At 60.3% G+C, this 18,894-nt stretch carries 15 protein-coding genes; 5 read left to right on the top strand and 10 right to left on the bottom strand.

The window, feature by feature from the left end; genetic code table 11:
* Positions 1 to 43: 43 nt before the first annotated feature.
* From SIB38_RS04330 to SIB38_RS04365, 8 genes are read right to left on the bottom strand one after another with little or no spacing between them, the layout of a single operon-like run.
* Positions 44 to 1,162, bottom strand: coding sequence for a glycosyltransferase family 4 protein (locus tag SIB38_RS04330; RefSeq protein ID WP_294116670.1), 1,119 nt, complete (start codon positions 1,160 to 1,162; stop codon positions 44 to 46).
* Complete coding sequence (locus SIB38_RS04335; protein ID WP_294116669.1) at positions 1,159 to 2,307, bottom strand: LptF/LptG family permease; 1,149 nt, start codon at positions 2,305 to 2,307, stop codon at positions 1,159 to 1,161. The genes SIB38_RS04330 and SIB38_RS04335 overlap by 4 nt, the downstream gene beginning before the upstream one ends.
* Positions 2,304 to 3,452, bottom strand: coding sequence for an LptF/LptG family permease (locus SIB38_RS04340; protein WP_294116668.1), 1,149 nt, complete (start codon positions 3,450 to 3,452; stop codon positions 2,304 to 2,306). Before SIB38_RS04340 ends, SIB38_RS04335 begins: the two co-directional genes overlap by 4 nt.
* Before the next feature lie 40 nt (positions 3,453 to 3,492).
* The gene (locus SIB38_RS04345; RefSeq protein WP_294116667.1) at positions 3,493 to 4,362 is read right to left on the bottom strand and encodes a phosphatidate cytidylyltransferase; all 870 of its coding nucleotides are present in this window, start codon (positions 4,360 to 4,362) and stop codon (positions 3,493 to 3,495) included.
* Positions 4,359 to 5,156 carry an SDR family oxidoreductase gene (locus SIB38_RS04350; protein WP_294116666.1) on the bottom strand — a complete coding sequence of 266 codons (798 nt, stop codon included), beginning with the start codon at positions 5,154 to 5,156 and terminating at the stop codon, positions 4,359 to 4,361. The genes SIB38_RS04345 and SIB38_RS04350 overlap by 4 nt, the downstream gene beginning before the upstream one ends.
* Positions 5,156 to 6,268, bottom strand: coding sequence for an inositol-3-phosphate synthase (locus tag SIB38_RS04355; protein ID WP_294116665.1), 1,113 nt, complete (start codon positions 6,266 to 6,268; stop codon positions 5,156 to 5,158). Before SIB38_RS04355 ends, SIB38_RS04350 begins: the two co-directional genes overlap by 1 nt.
* Positions 6,265 to 6,912, bottom strand: a complete 648-nt coding sequence (locus tag SIB38_RS04360; RefSeq protein ID WP_412551494.1) for a DUF4833 domain-containing protein — start codon at positions 6,910 to 6,912, stop codon at positions 6,265 to 6,267. The genes SIB38_RS04355 and SIB38_RS04360 overlap by 4 nt, the downstream gene beginning before the upstream one ends.
* 4 nt (positions 6,913 to 6,916) lie before the next feature.
* Entirely contained in the window at positions 6,917 to 8,143 is a 1,227-nt protein-coding gene (locus tag SIB38_RS04365) for an aminotransferase class I/II-fold pyridoxal phosphate-dependent enzyme (RefSeq protein WP_412551495.1), read from the bottom strand.
* Between the two features lie 315 nt (positions 8,144 to 8,458).
* On the opposite strand from SIB38_RS04365, the gene SIB38_RS04370 reads away from it, so the two are divergent.
* The 4 genes from SIB38_RS04370 to SIB38_RS04385 are packed head-to-tail and all read left to right on the top strand — an operon-like array spanning position 8,459 to position 14,308.
* On the top strand, positions 8,459 to 10,237 hold the full coding sequence (locus SIB38_RS04370) for an ABC transporter ATP-binding protein (RefSeq protein WP_294116662.1): 1,779 nt from the start codon (positions 8,459 to 8,461) through the stop codon (positions 10,235 to 10,237).
* On the top strand, positions 10,230 to 12,122 hold the full coding sequence (locus tag SIB38_RS04375; RefSeq protein WP_294116661.1) for an ABC transporter substrate-binding protein: 1,893 nt from the start codon (positions 10,230 to 10,232) through the stop codon (positions 12,120 to 12,122). The genes SIB38_RS04370 and SIB38_RS04375 overlap by 8 nt, the downstream gene beginning before the upstream one ends.
* 9 nt (positions 12,123 to 12,131) lie before the next feature.
* On the top strand, positions 12,132 to 13,160 hold the full coding sequence (locus SIB38_RS04380) for an ABC transporter permease (protein ID WP_168590753.1): 1,029 nt from the start codon (positions 12,132 to 12,134) through the stop codon (positions 13,158 to 13,160).
* Positions 13,157 to 14,308, top strand: coding sequence for an ABC transporter permease (locus SIB38_RS04385; protein ID WP_412551496.1), 1,152 nt, complete (start codon positions 13,157 to 13,159; stop codon positions 14,306 to 14,308). Before SIB38_RS04380 ends, SIB38_RS04385 begins: the two co-directional genes overlap by 4 nt.
* 35 nt (positions 14,309 to 14,343) lie before the next feature.
* On the opposite strand, the gene SIB38_RS04390 is transcribed toward SIB38_RS04385, so the two are convergent.
* Together SIB38_RS04390 and SIB38_RS04395 are read right to left on the bottom strand one after the other, a co-directional pair.
* The gene (locus SIB38_RS04390) at positions 14,344 to 14,877 is read right to left on the bottom strand and encodes a J domain-containing protein (RefSeq protein WP_412551497.1); all 534 of its coding nucleotides are present in this window, start codon (positions 14,875 to 14,877) and stop codon (positions 14,344 to 14,346) included.
* Between the two features lie 188 nt (positions 14,878 to 15,065).
* A complete protein-coding gene (locus SIB38_RS04395; protein WP_412551498.1) occupies positions 15,066 to 17,417 on the bottom strand; it encodes a mechanosensitive ion channel family protein in 2,352 nt (783 codons plus the stop codon).
* A gap of 202 nt (positions 17,418 to 17,619) precedes the next feature.
* Here SIB38_RS04395 and SIB38_RS04400 point away from each other — a divergent pair, with 202 nt between their 5' ends.
* Positions 17,620 to 18,891 (top strand): nucleotide sugar dehydrogenase, encoded by a 1,272-nt coding sequence (locus tag SIB38_RS04400; RefSeq protein ID WP_412552021.1) that lies wholly within the window; start codon positions 17,620 to 17,622, stop codon positions 18,889 to 18,891.
* The last annotated feature ends 3 nt before the right edge of the window (positions 18,892 to 18,894 follow it).

Here is an 18,894-nt window from a genome sequence, read left to right on the forward strand (position 1 = left end):
GGTGTGGCATGCGGTCGGCAAGTTTGGCAAGGGCCGGAACGCCTTAGGTCGGGGCGGCCAAGGCCTGTGCGTATAATTTCACGTATTCGGGGCCTACGGTGGCAACGTCAAATTCCATGGCGTGTTTGCTCGCCCATTTGCTCAATCGGGCTCGATTGTCGGGATCATTTGCCAGGTTGATCAGCGTTTGCGCCAGAGCGGCGGCGTCTCCGGGCGGCACCAGCAGGTCCGCACCTATTCCGGTCATCACGGTGGCAAAGCCCTCGTTGGCGGCGGCGACTGGCAGGGTGCCTGCGGCCATGGCCTCGATCAGCACAAGGCCAAAGCTCTCGCCATGCAAGGCAGGAGCGGCGAAGACATCAGCAGAGGCAATGAGGGCGCGGGCTTCGGCATCACTGGGCGGCGGTTTGAAGGTGATGTTCGGCAAGTTGGCCGCTTGCAGGCGCAGGGCGGGTTCCTCTTCGCCTGCGCCTGCGATGATCAATTCAGCGTTGGGGACGGCTGTGGTCACGGTGTGCCAAGCGTCGAGCAGAACAGACACACCTTTGCGGGCTTCCAAACGCCCCATGTAGACCACGCGGAAGGCTTTGGATGGCTTTGCAGACTCTCCTGCGGCGCGCCAGTCTGACAGGTCGATGCTGGGCGGCAAGATGACGGGCACAGGATTGGCACCGGCGGCCTCCCATTGGCGAAACGGCGCCATGGACGGCACGACTACGCGGCTGATGCTACGGTTGAAGTAGTGGCCCACGCGGCGCAGAGCGGCGGACATGGGGTCGAACCCCGCGCCTTCCGGCAGGGTGGCGTGGAAGGTGGCGATGCTGGGCAGCTTGAGGGCGCGCCACATCTGCCACGGCAAAAGCGGGGTCCATGGCGTGTGCATGTGGATGACCTCCGCGCCCCAGTCACGCAGCTCTGACACGGCGGTTTTGATGTCTTGGCGCGTGGCGCGACTGACCTCGAAACTGGTGCCATGGATCGACCACGGTCGGGCGCTGCCAACCGTCATCAGGCCCTCTTCTTTGTGCGCCGGATTACCCGGCGGCGCGACGATGCGCACCTCATGGCCTTGGGTACGGCACCAAGCGGCGAGGTCACGGATGTTGCTTTGCACCCCGCCGGGGCGGTCCATGGCGTAGGGCGTCAGCTGCACAATCTTCATGGCAGGCTCCGTGTGGTGCGGCGCAGGTGTGGCAGGTAACCAGCTTGATACAGTTGCAGGAGCGTGGCGAGGCCAAGCGCAAAGAACGCGGGCAGGGTGGCGGCCAGCATGGGTGGCACAACGCCATGGATGCCAAGCGCCCAGAAGACTTTCACGGACACCACAGCGAGGTAGCCTACCGTGGCGAGCGCCAGCAGTTTGAACGGCGACAAGCGGCGGCCTTGGGTGCCGAGGCTTGCGAGGCTGACACCCAAGAAGGCAAAGATGCTGGGCAAGAAGATCGCAACCTTGCGCACGGCGAGTGCGGTGCCTGCGTCTGTGGCCGTGGGGGTGGCCTCAGACGTGTCGGTGGCGGCAATGATGCGGGCGACGTCGTTGGGCAGGTAGTAGCCGTCGATGCCGTACCAGCGCAGCTTTTCAGCGGAGATATTCAGCGCGAGGTCGAGTTTGGGCTCTATCTCTGGTGACTTTTTGGTGGTGTCCCAAATGGTCACGTCTTTGAGGGTCCAGACATTTAACAGGCCGCGTGGGGTGACGGTGTTTGCGTGCAAAACGTGGGTGAGCGCTGGCTGATCGATGCCGTAAAACAGCATCAGGTTGCTGAGCTGGGCCTCCGGGCCACGGGTGACAGTGGCGCGCAAGGCGCGGGTGTCGGTGAGCACCCATTGCGTGCCCACGTCGGTGTCGTAATAGCGGTTGCCATAGTCGCCGAGATTGGCCGCGACTTGAGCCTCTACCGCAGTGGGGCGCAGCCAGTTTTCACCGGCCATTTGCACGGTGCCCAGCAATAGGCCAGAGATCAGCAGGGCCGTGAGGCGCAGGCTTGGACTGGCACCCGCGGCGGCCAGCACCACATCATCCAGCCGTTGATGGCGCAACAGGGTCACCACAAAGCCGCCCGCGACGCAGGCCATTGTCAGCAGGCGGGTCACGATGTCGGTGCTGCGGTAGCCAATGTAAGGCAACAGCACCTGCCACAGCGGGCTGTCCGTGGCCTCCGCACGAGCGCGGACGGTGTCGAGCCATTTGGCCAGATCAATGGTCAGGGCCACAACCAGCAGGATGAACATCATGAAGCCAATGGCGGCGAGATCGCCGCGCACCATGGCGCGCACGGCCAAGCCTGTGTGACGGCGCCAGCTCATGTGCGGCCTCGTTGCGGGGTCATCAGCGCTTCGCCGCGCCAGAGCAGGTAGGTGAGCGGAGGGCCGAGGTAAAAGGCCAGTGCAAGCAGCAAGAGAACTGGTGTTGGGAATGTGGCGGACCATTCCGCCAGCAGGGCGCGGCTGGCCACATCGACGGACATCATCAGCAGCGCGACCAAGGGCAGGGCGGCATGACGCCAAGGACCCGCGCCCCCGATCAGCAAGGCGGCCAAGGCCAGCAGCCCTGCCATGGGCACCATCAGCGCGCGAGTGACAAGGCGGGTGAGTTGGGCGGGTTGATTGGCGTTCAGATCCAGCAGTTGCTCCGCGGCGGTGCGGGTGGTGTCCGGTGTGGGCAGGGCGTCCGCCATTTGAAAGGCAAAGCTGGCTTGGGCGGTCTTAAACCGGTTGAGCGGTTTGGGTTGTCCACTTGGGTAGGGCGCTTCGAGCACAGAAAGTGATTGGAGCGTGATGGTGTGGGTATCGGCCGGGGCTGGGTCGGTGACCTGCCAGTCCTGCGATTGCGCCACCCGCCAGTTGCCGTTTTGATTTGGCTGAAACACAAACAGCTGGCCGCGAGACTGGGCTGCGTCCTGCGGTGGGGTGGCAATGAAAGTGGTGTCGCGGATGGTTTGCAGGGTGGTGTGATCGGTGCTGGTGTTGATGCGGGACAGCACGTGGTCTTTTTGCAGCGCGGCGAGGGCGAGGCGTTCGCCGTATTTGGCCATCGGCAGCACCAGCCCGGCGTTGAGAAAGCTGAGCAACCCGCCGCAGGTGCCCAGCAGCAGCACAAAGGCGATCACGCGGCCCCAGTGGATGCCCGCGGTGGCGAGGATCACCAGCTCGCCGCGATTGCGGGCGTCCTGCGTGGCAAAATAGGTGGCGATCAGCAGGCTGATGGCGAGGGCGAGGTCGAGGATCTCGGGTGTCTTGAAGCTGAGCAAATGCAGCACGTCGCGTGCGGTGCCTTCGTAGCGTAGGGCATGCTCCATCAGAGTGGTGAAGCTTTCGGCGAGGAATATGGCTTCGATCACCAAAAGAAGCAGCAACAGCCGCAAGATCAACGGCTTGCCCAGCACGCGCACAATTGGCAGCCGGGGCAGGGGCAGCACAAATTTGCGTGTGTGAGGGCGGTGTTGTCTCATGGGGTGAGTGTCTCTGCCAAGGCGGGGGCTGGCAAGGGTCTCACCACAGTTGCGTGACTGTGTGCAGGGCGGTGATGCCCGCGCCGGCGGCGATCCAGCTGTCGAGACTGTCCAAAAGGCCGCCCTGACGGGGCAGGACTTGCGGGAAGTCTTTCACGCCTGCGATGCGTTTGTGGCGCGAGGCGGCGAGGTCGCCGACCACTGCGAGGACACCGACAAGCAGCGCGGTGAGGGCGGCGGGCAAGAGTGGCAGGTCGAGGAAGGCGGCGGTGATCAGGGAGAGGGTCAGCAGGGCGAAGCCGCCGCCGAGCAGGCCTTCAACGGTTTTGTTGGGGCTGAGAGTGGGGAAGGCTTTGGTGCGGCCCCACATGGCGCCGAAGAACAGCGCAAAGCTGTCGAAGATTTCCACCATCAGGTAGGTGGCGAGCAGGAGTGCGGCAAGGGCTGGGTCGGCTGTGCCTGAGGCCAGCAGGCAGGCGGGCAGGATTGGGAAGACCAGCGTGGACGCGATGGCTTTGCGCCGTCCGATGATCAGCCGGGCGAGGGCAATGAAAAACAGGCCCAAAGCGGCCAAGCCACCCCATTCAAACACCATGGCGGCACAGGCCAATGCGGCTGCTGCGAGGCCGAGCAGGAAGGCGGTTTGTTTTGAGGGCAGGCGCACAAAGACAACTTCGTAGCTGATGCGCGCCACGATTGCGGGAAGGGCGATGAATAGCGCGGTATCTCCAAGCCAAAACAGCGCCGTCAGCACAGCAATCAAGGCAACGGCGGTGCCGAGCGTTTTGCCAAACTCAATCGCGTCTTTGCGGCGGGCGGGGATCATTGCGAGTACGGCAATGATGCCAAAACCAAAGGCGTAGATGGCGACAATTGCGGTGGTAACCTGGGGTAACGTGAGGGTGGTCATTTGGCCTCGTGTTTGCGGATGATCCGCCTCTGATGCCAGCGCAGGATGGGCGAAATCAGGCTGCTGAGACCGTTCAGCAGCAGCATTTGCGGCCCCGGTGTGACCACCGGTTTGCCCTCTTCCATGCCTTTGATCAGGCGGCCAGCCACATCCACCGGCTGCCACAATCCGCCACCTTCGGTGATTTCTTGCGTGGCGCTAGGCTTGGTGCGTTTTTCCGCCTCAAGCTGGGGCGTGTCGGTGTCCGGTGGGTAGATCAGCGTCACCGAGATGTTGGTGTTTTCTAACTCCAGATGTAGGATTTCCGCCAATCCGCGCAGGGCAAATTTGGAGGGCGCATAGGCACCATAGCCGTAGATGCCAAAGAAAGCCGCACCGGAGGCGATCAGGCCAAAGCGCCCGCCGCCCGAGGCTGCCATGGGCCCACGCAAGGTCTCGATGAAGGTGAGCGTGCCAAAATAGTTCACGTCCATATGGCGCTGATGCTGTTCAAAGCTTTGCTCGCGGAACAGGCCCGGCTCGGCGATGCCCGCACTGGCAATGGCCATGTCCGGTGGGCCAATTTTGCGCACTGCCGCTTTTAGCGCTTCGACAAAGCTTGCGCGGTTGGCCACATCTACGGCGAAGACTTCAACTTCGATGTCCGGGGCCGCCTCCAGCAGCGCGTCTCGGGCGGCCAGAAGTTTGGCAGCGTCGCGCGCAAACAGCGCGAGGCTGTAGCCTTTGATCGCCAGCTCCCAAGCGGCGGCAAAGCCAATGCCGCTAGAGCCGCCGGTTATGAAGGCCGCGGGCATCAGGCCTCGTCGTTCACAAAGCGCAGAACCACGTCATGCGCGTCGGTGTCTTCGATCTGTTCCGGCGGGTGTTTGAACAGGAAGGCAGAGGCCTCGGAAATGGGGCCCGCCAAACCGCGATCCTTTGCGATGCGCGCCAAACGGATGGCCACCAGCGCTTCGGCGGCGGCGTTGGGGCTGTCTTCCACGTCCAGACGCACTTCGATGTTGGTACGCGCGCCGCCGAACAGGCGGCCTTCCAGACGCACATAAGCCACTTTGCGGTCCTTGAGCCACGGCACATAATCGGACGGGCCGATGCGAATGTCGTTTTCGTCCAGCCGCTGCTCCATGGCGGATTGCACCGCCTCGGTCTTGCTTTCGCGTTTGTTGGTCAGGCGGGCGTTTTCGCTCATGTTGAGGAAGTCGGTGTTGCCGCCCACGTTGAGTTGATAGGTGCGGTCGATCTCCACGCCGCGCATTTCCGCCAGATTGGCGAGGGTGCGGTGCAGGATGGTGGCGCCCATCTGTGCTTTGAAATCATCGCCAAGGATCGGGAGACCTGCGGCGCGGAATTTTTCGGCCCAAACCGGATGGGAGGCGATGAACACGGGGATGCCGTTGACCACCGCCACGCCTGCGGCCAGCGCGCATTCGACGTAGAACTCCACCGCCTGTTGGGAGCCAACCGGCAGGAAGATGATCATGACGTCCGCGTTGAATTCTTTAAGCTTGGCGACGATCTCGTCTTTGCTTAGCGCGGGCGCGTCCGACAGGCGGAAGCTGCGGTCTGCGGGATTGGCCAGCATATGCGCCGCCACACCATCCAGATCGGGGCCGCGCAGCACGGGGGCAGTTTGATCCGCCAGATCGGTGTGGAATTGTTCAGTGCAGTTGGGTGCGGCAAAGGCGGCTTCGCCCAGGGTTTTGCCGACCTTACGGCTGTCGACGTCAAACCCGGCCACCAGCTCCACGTCTCCCGGGGTGTACCCCGCCAGCTCCGGAAAACTGACCCCCACGGCCTGATCACCTAAGGCCCGGCAGTAGGACACCCCCTGGATCAGCGAGCTGGCGCAATTGCCAACGCCAACAATGACGGTGCGGATGGGGGAGGAAGCTGAGGCGTGGGTCATTCGGTATAAGCTCCGCCGGAAACGGCAATGGTATGAGTGACATAAAGACCGGTTTGCGGGTCGTTTGTATAGAGGCGCAGGCGCGTGACTTTGGGAAAAAGGCCGCTCTCGTCCACGTCCAGATAGGCGTAGATCAGGCGATACTCACGGTCTTCGATGCGGGCAAACAGCGCGGCTTTGAACGGGGCGGTCTGGCGCAATTCCAATTGTTGGGATTTCAGCCCATTGAAGGTCAGACGTAGCGTTTGTGGATTGGCGGTATTTTGGACACGCACGCCAAAGCCAAAGGCGCGTTCATACCAGCGCAGGGCCATGACCTGCCCCTGTTCCTGAAACCGACGCCAGTAGACCGCCACCGGTGCGTCGGGGTTCAGGTTGCCGGCTTTGTCAAAATGCGCGGTGTAGACCACGGTATTGGCGTTCAGCGTGCGTTGCAGAAAGAACAGTTGATGCGCGTCAGAGGGAAACCGAAACGCGCGGTTCACATGCGGCAGCTGCGGGGTTTCGCTGCGCGACAGATGGGTGAGCGCGGGTTTGGCCGCTGATGCAGACAGGGGAAGCAAGAGCGTCACAAGGGCCAGCAGGCAGATGCCCGTCATCGCCCGGCACAGGCGCGGCAAAGTCGTGAGTGCGTGCCCGGTCATGTCGTTATTCCGCGCTGAGCCGTTGTCGGGTGGCGGTGGCCGTGGTGTGGGCCGCCGCAACAGCTGTTATCACACGGTCGATGTCCGCCTCGGAGTGGGCGGCGGAAATGAAGAAGCGGATGCGTGGCATGTCTTTGGGGATGCCGACATGCACCACCGGTGGCGCGTAGATGCCTTTCTGCATCAGGGCTTCGGCAACAAAGACACAGTCGTCAGGGGTTTCAAACAGGATGGGCACCACGGCCTCACCAATGGCCGTGCCGGTGTTCAATCCGGCCTCGGCTGCTTTGCGCATGAAATACTGAGAGTTGGCACGCAGTTTGGTGACGCGTTCGGGTTCCTCCCGCAATAGTCGCAGGGCGGCGTGCGCGCTTGCCGTGGTCGCGGGGGGCAGGCCGACGGAATAGACAAAGCCGGGGAGGCAAAAGCGCATCCATTCAATCACGTCGGCATTGGCGGCCACAAACCCACCAGAAGAGGCAAAGCTCTTGGACAGGGTGCCAATGGCAATTTCCACGCGTTTGGGGTCTTCGCCAAAGTGTTCACACAGGCCACGGCCGGTTGCGCCCAGCACGCCGTAGGAATGCGCCTCATCCAGCAGAAGCCAGGCGTCGTAGGCGTCTTTCATGTCCAGCAGGCGCGGCAGGTCGGTGATGTCCCCATCCATGGAGAACAGACCGTCGGTGCAGATCAGCACACGGCCATAGTCGGCACGGTGTTTGTGCAGCAGACGTTCGAGATCATCCAGATCGTTATGGGCGTAGGTTTCCATGCGGGCTTTCACGCCGCGCGCGCCGACTACAATGGAGTTGTGGGAAAGCTCATCCACCAGAACCAGATCACGCGGCCCCAGCAGCAGGCCAATAACGGACACGTTGGTGAGGTAGCCCGAGATCACGGAGAGCACGCCGCCCACACCCAGAAAATCCGCCATGTCTTCTTCCAGCGCGCGGTGGGCCAGACGTTCGCCACCCACAAGGCGTGAGGCGCCCACGCCTGTGCCTTGCGCGTCAATTGCGTCTTTGGCGGCGGCGACAGTTTTGGGGTGATGCATCAGGCCGAGATAGTCGTAGTGCGACATCGACAGGTAGCCGCCCGACCACTGGTCTGCGCGGGCTTCCAAGGCGTCGGTGGGAACGAAGTAAGGATGACCATTTTCGATCAGGGCACGGCCACTTAGACGAAAGCGGCGTTCGGCAAAGGCCAAGAAGCTGGAAGTCTCTGTCGTCATCTATGTCTCCGCAGCGGGGCTGCGCCAATTGCCAAAGGATATGGTTCTAAAATGGGTCCAAAGAACACGCGGGCAGTTATATGCTCTTGGTTTAATATGACTGTTTAGTCGCATCCGGTCCAGAACATTGCAAGGCGGGATTGCCTAAGGTGCGTCTGCAAGGGCGCGGTTTTCGCGATTGGCGCACAAATCTGAGGCGGAAGGCAGGTAGGGACAGCCTAGATGCTTGCTCCGACAGGGATAATCATGTTGAGTTAACGCAAGGCGCTCCGCCACGTGGTGGATAATAACGAGAGCGTGGCGAGGGAACTTGGTGTGACGGCACTTCTGACTGTTGAAAACCTGAGTATTGGCTTTGGGGGCGATGCCCCTGTGGTCGAGGATGTCAGCTTTACGGTTGAGGCCGGAAAGACCTTGGCGCTTGTGGGCGAAAGTGGCTCGGGCAAGACCTTGAGTTGCCGGTCCGCGTTGCGGATTTTGCCGGCGGCGGCGCAGGTACGGTCGGGGTCGATTGTGCTGTGTGATCGCGAGGGGGGGCATCCGGTCGACCTGATGTCGCTCAGCGAACGGAAGATGCAGGACGTTCGCGGCAACCGGATTTCGATGATCTTTCAAGAGCCTATGCGCTCTTTGTCGCCGCTGCACCGGATTGGCAACCAAGTGTCAGAGGCGTTGAAGCTGCACCGGGACTTTAGCGCGACGGAACGCAAGAAACGTGTGCTGGCGATGTTTGAGCGTGTGGGCTTTGTTGATCCGGCACGCGTTTATGAGAGCTATCCGTTTGAGTTGTCTGGCGGGATGCGGCAGCGGGCGATGATCGCGATGGCGATGGTTGGGCGGCCTGATATTCTGATCGCGGATGAGCCGACAACAGCGCTGGATGTGACCACGCAGGCGCAGGTGTTGGGCCTGATCAAAGACCTGCAGGCCGAGTATGGCATGGCGGTGGTTTTGGTTACCCATGACCTCGGGGTGGTCGCCAACATGGCCGATGACGTGGTTGTGATGAACCGCGGCCGGGTGATGGAAAGCGGCTCTGCCGAGCTGATCCTTGGCGATCCCAAACATCCCTACACCAAAGACCTGATGGCGGCGGCGCCGGAGATTCCGGCCGCGCCCGCGGATCGGCCCGATGAGGCTGATCGCGATTACATTTTGGAAATGCGCGACGTCAACAAGACCTACATTCTCAAAGGCAGCGCGCCGTGGAAGCCCAAGACGGTGGTGAACGCCGTACGCGGTGTCGATTTTGGCGTGGAGCGTGGCAAGACGCTGGCCGTGGTGGGCGAGTCCGGGTCGGGCAAAACCACCTGTGCCCGCATGGCGCTGGGCGCGGAGCGGGCGGACGCGGGGGCGTCGATCCTGTTTCGGGAGACGGCAGATTCGGAGCCGGTGAATCTACAAGACTTGGACCGCGACGCGCGGCTGAAGTTTCAGCGCAAGGCGCAGATGGTCTTTCAAGACCCCTACAGCACGCTTAATCCGCGGATGCGGGTGAAAGACGCGCTGTGTGAGCCTCTCGAGATTCACGGCATTGGTTCGCCCAGTGATCGGATTGATCGGGCGGTGGAAATTCTCAAATGGGTTGGGCTGAACGAAAACATGCTCACCCGCTATCCGCATGCGTTTTCGGGTGGGCAGCGGCAGCGTTTGTCGATTGCCCGCGCGCTGATGTTGAACCCGATCCTGTTGGTATGCGACGAGCCGACCTCCGCGCTTGATGTGTCGGTACAGGAGCAGGTGCTCCAGCTGCTTGAAGACATTCGCGACCGGTTGAACCTGAGCTATCTGTTCATCAGCCACGACCTTGCCGTTGTGGCGCGGATTGCGGACGAGGTGGCGGTGATGCGTTCCGGTCTGGTGGTGGAACAAGGCCCGCCGGAGCAGCTGTTCTACAATCCGAAACACCCTTACACCAAGGCGCTGATCGCGGCGCAGCCAGAGCCGGATATCTCCCGGCCCATTGACCTCAAGATTGTGGCGCAGGGGGCGGGCGAGCCGTCGTCCTGGCCCGAAGAATTCAGATTTGTCGGCGCGGATGCCCCTCCGCTGACCGAAACCGACCCCGGACATAAGGTGCGTGCCCATGTTTAAAACCCCGATCCTTGCGGCGGCGTTTGCCGTATTCGGCCTAAGCGCGGCGCAGGCCGAGTATCAGGAGAGCGCGTTCTGGCAATCCGATGTGGACGCAGGCAGCTTGCCTCCGGTGGCGGAGCGCGTGCCCGAGGCACCCAAAACTGTCGACCTCAAGCTGCGCAATCGTGAGCTGGGCCAGCAAGGCGGCACTCTGCGCACCATGGTGACGCGCTCCAAAGACGTGCGTCAGATGGTGGTCTACGGCTATGCGCGCCTGGTGGGGTTCAACGAACGCTATGAGCTGGTCGCCGACATTCTCAAGAGCATTGAGAATGAGGACGACAAGAAGTTCACCATGCATCTGCGCCCGGGGCACAAGTGGTCTGACGGGCATCCGTTTACGTCCGAGGATTTCCGCTACTGGTGGGAAGACGTGGCCAACAACGAGCTGTTGTCGCCCTCCGGTCCGGTGGATTTCCTGCGGGTCGAAGGCGAGCTGCCCAAGGTCAGCTTCCCGGACGCACATACGGTTATCTATGAGTGGTCCAAGCCCAATCCGCAGTTTTTGCAGATGCTGGCCGAGGCGCGGCCCCCGTTTATCTACCGCCCGTCGCATTACCTGAAGCCCTACCACGCGGCCTACACCGACGAAGAAGAACTGCGTGAGCGCCTGTATGAGGCGCGGGTGCGCAGCTGGGCGGCGCTGCACAACCGTCAAGACAACATGTATAAGTTCGACAATCCGGATCTGCCGACGTTGCAGCCTTGGATGATGGCGACCAAAGACGGCAAAAGCCGGTTCTTGTTTGTGCGCAACCCTTACTATCACCGTGTCGATGCCAATGGTGTGCAGCTGCCCTATATCGACGTGGTCGAAATGCAGGTGGTGGCACCGGGGCTTGTGGCGGCCAAAGCCAATGCCGGTGAGGTAGACCTGCAGGCGCGCGGTCTGGATTTCAAAGACGCGGCGATCTTGAAAAAGGGCGAAGCGTCGGGTGGCTATCAGACCAAGCTGTGGGGCAATGGCACCGCCAGCCAGATCGCGATTTACCCCAACCTGAACTACAACGATGACGGTTGGCGCGAGACCATGCGCGATGTGCGCTTCCGCCGGGCGCTGTCCTTGGCGATCAACCGCAAGACCATCAACAAGGGTCTGTATTTTGGTTTGGCGAAGCCCGGTGGCATGACGGTTCTGCCGGTGAGCCCGTTCTTTAAAGAAGAGAACCGCGATGCTTGGGCGATCCGCGATCTGGAAATGGCCAACGCGCTGCTTGACGAGATGGGCATGGATAAGCGGGACAAAGATGGCTTCCGCTTGTTGCCTGATGGCCGTCCGGCCTGGGTGGTGATTGAGACTGCGGGTGAGCGTCAGGAAGTGGAAAACGCGCTGCAGATCATCACCGACAACTGGGCCGAGATTGGCGTGAAGCTGATCATGCGTCCGTTGGAGCGCGACATCCTGCGCAACCGTGTGTATGCCGGGGAAACCATGGCCTCGACCTGGTTTGGTTGGGACAACGGGTTGCCGCAGCCTTATACCTCCCCTGCCTATCTGGCGCCTTGGGATCAGGCGTTTCAGGCCTGGCCAAAGTGGGGGCAGTACCATCAGAACCACGGCGCCGTGGGCGAGCCACCTGATTTGCCGGCGGCGATTGAGCTCAATGACTTGGCACATCAATGGACCAAGGCCTATTCCTCGGTGGATCGTGGCCTGATCTGGCAGAAGATGGTGGATATTCACGCCGACAACGTCTTTGCCATTGGCATTCTGAATGGCGCGCCGCAGCCGGTTGTAGTGAGTAACAACCTGCGCAATGTGCCGGAGAAAGCCATCTGGGCCTGGTCGCCGGGCGCGCATTTCGGGGTGCATCGCCCTGATGAATTTTTCTTCGCAGAATAGGAGCGCAGAATGGCTCTGCTGCGGTTTGCAGTTTTCCGGTTTCTGACCATGCTGGCGACCCTCGCGGTGGTGTCGGTGCTGGTGTTTTTGATCATCACCCTGCCGCCGGGGGACTACCTGTCCAACCAGATCAACGAGTTGCGGGCCACGGGCCAGTCAGCGGGTATCGCCAAGGCAGAATTCCTGCGGGCGGAGTATTCGCTCGATCAGCCATTGTGGAAGCAATACCTGATCTGGGCCGGGTTTATGCCGGGGCCGCATGGGTTTGCCGGGCTGTTGCAAGGCGAGTTTGGCTGGTCGTTTGAGTTTGACAAGCCGGTGGCTGATTTGGTGGGCGGGGCGTTGTGGATGACCGTTCTGGTCAACCTCGCGGCGGTGCTGTTCATCTATGCGGTGGCTTTGCCGCTGGGCATTCTGGCGGCGGCGAAGTCGAAAACCTGGGTGGATTATACCTCGGCTTTTGTCGGCTATTTGGGTTTGGCGACGCCAAACTTCCTGCTGGCGCTGATCCTGTTTTATTACGGCAACCGCTATCTCAACCTGCCCATCGGCGGCCTGATGGACCCGCAATACGAAGGCCAGCCGATGAGCTTTGACAAAATGAAGTCGGTGCTCATTCACCTGATTATTCCGACCTTTGTGATCGGGACAAGCGGCGCGGCGGCGATGATGCAGCGTCTGCGTGCGAACCTCTTGGATGAGCTGGGCAAACCCTATGTGGAGACCGCGCGGGCCAAGGGCATGAGCGAGCCGCGCATGCTGACCAAATACCCGCTGCGGGTGGCGTTTAACCCCTTTGTCGCGGACATTGGCACGCTGTTGCCGTCTTTGGTGTCTGGCTCGGTTCTTGTGTCCGTGGTGCTTGGCTTGCAGACCATTGGGCCGCTGTTGCTCTCTGCTCTGAAATCGCAAGACTTGTTCCTCTCGGCCTTTGTGCTGATGTTTGTGGCGCTGCTGACGTTGATTGGTACGCTGATTTCTGACCTGTTGCTGGCGCTACTTGATCCGCGCATTCGATTTGGAGGGCGGGAGCGATGACCATGCAACCGGATGGCCGGTACGTCGATCAGGCGCCGTATGATCCCGAAGCCGCCGCCGAGGCGCGCAGCGCTGAGCTGGACATGTCCAATGCGCGGCTGTTGTGGCTGCGGTTTAAGCAACACAAGCTGGGCTTGGTTTCGGCCATTTTCCTGTTGCTGTCCTACCTGTCGTTGCCTTTTGCGGGGTTCATCGCGCCCTATTCGCCCAATGAGCGGCTGGAGGATTACATCTACGCCCCGCCGCAGGGCATGCATTTCTTCCACAAAGGCAAGTTCATCGGGCCGCATGTCTATCCGACCACGGCAGAGATGGACTTGGAGAGCTTCAGTTGGAAATATGTGCCGGACACCAGCAGCCCAGCGATGCTGGAATTCTTCTGCGAAGGCTCCGACTACAAGCTGGCTGGCTTGATCCCGTCCAACACCCATCTGTTCTGCGCCCCTGAAGGCGCCACCATGTTCCTGTTTGGCGCGGACCGGCTGGGGCGGGATGTGTTCTCGCGCATTCTCTATGGGGCGCAGCTGTCGCTGACCGTGGGGCTGGTGGGTATCACTGTATCCTTTGTGATTGGCATCGTGCTTGGGTCTATTGCCGGCTACTTTGGTGGCTTCCTCGATTGGATCATCAACCGTGTGATCGAAGTGCTGCGCAGCCTGCCGGAACTGCCCCTTTGGCTGGCTTTGTCGGCGGCGGTGCCCTCGCATTGGGGGCCGGTGTCGGTGTTCTTCATCATCTCGATCATCCTTGGAATATTAGATTGGCCCGGGTTGGCCCGTGCCGTGCGCTCTAAATTCCTCAGCCTGCGCGAGGAAGAATTTGTGAAAGCAGCGGAAATGATGGGCGCGAAACCCAGCCGCGTGATCAAGAAACACCTGCTGCCCAACTTCCTCAGCCACCTGATTGCCAGCGCAACCCTGTCGATCCCGGCGATGATTTTGGGGGAAACCGCGCTGTCCTTCCTTGGGCTTGGCTTGCGGGCACCGGCTGTGAGCTGGGGTGTGATGCTGAACGACGCACAGAACCTGGCCTCGATCGAGATCTACCCCTGGACGGCGATCCCGATGCTGCCGATTGTGATTGTGGTGCTGGCGTTCAACTTCTTTGGTGACGGTTTGCGCGACGCGATGGACCCGAACCGGAGCTAAGGCTGCGGTTCGGCAATTTTTAAAAACGCTGAAAATTAATGACAGGCGGAGAACACCGGGCGTGGCGCACCGGTGCCCAGCGTCTTGCGGGTGCCTTCAAATGCGGCGCGGGCTGAGTTGATCAGGGATTGTTCCGCCCGGTTCCACTTTGCAGCGGCCTTTGGCGCAATCTGGAGTGGCTTTGGCGCGTCCAGTTGCGGGGTTGGCTCAACATGCTCAGGTGTCGCAACTACTTGCGCAGCTTTCCACGCTTTGGCCGCTTTGCGCGCCATGGCGTCCCGCTGGCGGCGCCATGCCTGACATTCTGCGGTCTGACGCGCTGTGCGTGGGCGGCGGTGGAGGCTTGGTTTTGGCGCAGCGCCTGCGTTTTGGCGCGCAATGTGGTGGGCCACCGCATCATAAGCGGCGTTGATCTCGCTCATGCGGCGTGCGGCTTCTTCCGGATTGGTTTTGGCCACATCAGGATGATAGCGCCGCGCCAGTCTGCGCCACGCGGCCCGCATCTCCTTTTCGGAGGCATTGGGTGTGACCTGCAGAAGGTCGTAAGCGTATGCGAGATCATGTGCCATGGGATGAGTGTGTGCCTTTGAGCTTCATTCATCAAGTATTTGGCTAAAATTCTAAGTATCTTCTTAAGTGCACGTTTAGGAGTATACTGCATTTGGTTAACGCCACCGCAAAGACAGCCAGTGCCAAAGAAAAAGGGCACGTGTTTGTCACACGCGCCCTTTGCTTGTTTTGATAGCGCGTTCAGCGCTTACCGGTCATCCCCGCCAGCGGGACCACCTTCCATGGCGTCTTCATCCATCGCCGCTTCCACAGCACCCACAACCGCTTCACGCTGTTTTGGGGTGAGGTCTTCGGCATTGGCATCATCGGCAATGCGTACGGTGACTTCGCGGTGGGCAAATTTGATGCCTTCCCGCTCAAACAGCTCGCGGATTTCCTGATACACCCGTTTGCGCACCAGCCATTGGTCGCCCGGTTTGGTCATGAACTTCACCCGAATGATCATGGCGCTGTCCTGCATCTCCACCACGCCCTGGGATTTCAAAGGCTGGATAAAGTTGTGGCCAATCACCGGATCGTCGAGCAATTCGATGCCAAGCTTTTTCACCAGCTTGCGGACGCGCTCCACGTCGGTGTCATAGGTCACACGCAGCTTGAGCTTCATGATCACCCAATCACGCGAATAGTTGGTGAGATACTGGATTTCGCCAAATGGGATGGTGTGCAGCGGGCCAAGGTGGTGGCGCAGCTGGAAGGAACGTACGGAGATCTTTTCCACCGTGCCTTTCACCGAGCCGATGTCGATGTATTCGCCTTTGCGGAAAGCGTCATCAAACAGGAAGAACGCGCCGGAGAAGATGTCGCGCACCAGGGATTGCGCGCCAAAACCGACGGCCAAGCCCACCACACCAGCACCGGCAAACAAGGGGCTGACGTTCACGCCCATTTCCATCAGCACAATCAGGATGATGGTGACCAGGATCACCAGCAGGACAAAGTTGCGGAACAGCGGCAGCAAAGTTGCCAAACGGGAGGCGCTGGCACCGCCGCCCTCATCGCCGAGTTCCCCTGCTTCTGACGGGTCTGGCTGTTCTTCTCGAATGCGGTTGTCGATCCAGATGCGGAACGCGTGAAAACCGATGTAGCCCAGGAAGAGGATGACAATCACGTCGAGGAACCGCCCGCCGGCCATGTCTTCGTTCATGATGTTGTCGGCGTTGAAGATGTAGAGCGCAGCATAAAGACCTGCGACCAGCGCCAGCACGCCGGAAATCCGCCGTGCCAGTTCTTCAAAGGTGTTCATCTGACGGTGGTCGATGATGTTTTCCAGTTGGAACAGTTCCGCTTCCTGCTGTTCGGACAGATGGCCCTCCTCAACGGCTTCATCGCGCAGCGCGTCCGCCGCGTCGTTCATTTCCTTCACAGCGCGGTTGCGCTCAAAGTAGCGTTCGATGCCGAAGTTGATGGTGGCGTAAACCACCAGTACGGCGGTGAGGATCATATAGGCGCCCGCGATCAGGGGGATTTCTGTCTCATTGCCGAGGATCAAATCCCAGGACATGCGCGCCCAACCGTAAATCACATAGACAATGAAAATCGGTGCCCAGAGGGTGCTGGCCCAGCGGGTTGCCAAAGGAACGCGATCCGCTTCGCGGCCGTTGCGAATGGCAAAAGAAATGGCGCGGTAGTTGGCAAAGACCAGCGCGATGTTGCCAAGAGCAAAGAGGCTGGAAAGCACCAGAGTGTTCACGGCATAGACGTCGTAGACCAGGCCCAGCTCACTGAGCCATTCGCCAAAAATAATCGTGGTGACATCGACGATGCCCAGCCCAGTGACCCAGTAGTGCAGCTTTTTGGAGTCATGGGTGGAGAATTTCGGAATCCGATACTGCGGCAGGTACGGCGACAGGATCATGCGCCAAGTCAAAGCGATCATGCGGGACAGAGCGTAGGCCGCAAAAATCGAAGCATTGGTGAAACGCACGGCCGTGTCATCTGAGGGGCCAAAAATCAGCAACCCAATCAGAGCCGCAAAAGCCATGCCCACAAACAAACCGATAACACCGGCGAGAAAGCGCACAACCAAAAACGGGAGTTTCTGGGTGTATCCTTCTGGGACTTCTCTGATCAATGGCACAACAAAGCGTGCCGCCAACCTCCGGCCGTAGACTTGCCTCTCAAAAATGACACCAACGCCCAGCAACAGCAGGGTGATCACCAGTTGTTTAGCAAAGAAGAGAATACTGCCATCCGGGCTGGAGGCGCGCAGAATGAAGAGTACCTCGTTGATGGCGACAGGAAGGTGCTCAATGCGATCCTGAAGGACTTTGTTGAAGCCTTCCATTTCCCACTGCAGGCGCATCACCGTTGTCATGTTGGTGGTTTCGTTGATTGTCTCAACGGGTTCGGCGGGCTCGCCCGGCGCCATCGGGTTGCCGTTGCTATCCAAAATGATGACAGTCATGCCACTTTCGCTGGCCTGTTGTACAAGCTGAGAAATGGTGTCTGAGGCAGGAGCAGTGTCGGCCTCCTGCGCGTGAACAGCGGCCAAAGGCAAAAAGAGACATACCGAGAGAACGGCAAGCAGAAGTCGGATCATGGGGTGGTCTTTCCTGTCGTCTTATCTTGGTCTTACACAAACAATGCGGTGGGGCAAAACAGATTACCGCGAGGGAGGGGCAATTTGCGGCTCTGTTGCATGGGTTTGCGGCGCTTTGGGGGTGACATCCGTGGGGAAACCCGATAGCGCGGAGGCAACGGGAAATGATACGCATTTTCGCAAAGGCACAAGAGACGTGAGCCTGACAAAGACAGAAAAAATCGCCGTTTTGGGATTGGGCTATGTTGGCCTGCCGCTGGCCTTAGGCTTGGCGCGGGCGGGCTTTGATGTGGTGGGCTTTGATACCAACAGCCGGTTGGTGGCGCGTCTGCTCAACAACGATGATCCCAATAGTGAAGTGTCCTCCGATACTCTGGCAGCGAGCACGGCGGTGTTCACTGACGACGCTGCCGATCTGGCAGGGCGCACTGCGTTTATTCTGGGGGTGCCCACACCGATCACCGATGCCAAGGAACCTGATTTGGGGCCGGTTTTGGGAGCCTGCACCACCATCGCGCCGTATCTGACGCCCGGCGCTTTGGTGATTTTGGAAAGCACGGTGTATCCCGGTGTGACCGAGGATGTATGCGGCCCGGCCTTGGCGAAAGCCAGCGGGCTTACAGCAGGCACAGACATCAAACTGGGCTATTCGCCAGAGCGGGTGAACCCCGGCGATGCGGAGCACACGCTGGAGCATGTGGTCAAGGTCGTAGCGGCGCAGGACGCGGAAACGCTGGACCGTGTGGATGCCATTTACCGCCCGGTGATCAAGGCAGGTTTGCACCGCGCCAGTTCGATCAAAACCGCTGAGGCGGCCAAAGTGATCGAAAACACCCAGCGGGATTTGAACATCGCGCTGGTGAATGAGTTTTCCCTGATCTTTGCGCGCATGGGGCTGGACACGCTGGAAGTGCTCGAAGCGGCAGGCACCAAATGGAACTTCCTGCCGTTTACGCCGGGTCTGGTCGGCGGGCACTGCATTGGGGTCGACCCTTATTACCTGACCTATCGCGCAGAGCAGCTCGGCTATCGGCCCGAGGTGATTTTGGCGGGGCGGCGGATCAACGACCACATGGGCCGCCATGTGGCGCAGGAGTTGATCAAAGGGCTATTGGCCAAAGGCACCAATGCCGCTGGCGCGCGGGTGCTGGTCATGGGGCTGGCGTTTAAGGAAAACTGTGCCGACACGCGCAATTCGCGTGTTGTGGATATTGTGGATGAGCTCAAAAGCTATTCTGCGACGGTCGACATCTGGGACCCATGGGTGGACCCTGAAGCGTTGGATGCGGACTACGGCTATGCCTTGGTCGATCAGCCTCAAAATGGGGCGTATGACGCCGTGGTCGTTGCCGTTGCGCATCGCCAGTTCCGCGAGTTGGACAGCGCGGCGATAAGAGCCCTCGGAAAGCCGGACGCTTTGCTTTACGATATCAAAGGGGTTTTGCCGAAGTCCGAGTCGGACTGGCGGCTATAGAGC

Origin of the sequence: Shimia sp. MIT910701, from assembly GCF_047126315.1 — a bacterium.
GTDB lineage: Bacteria > Pseudomonadota > Alphaproteobacteria > Rhodobacterales > Rhodobacteraceae > Shimia.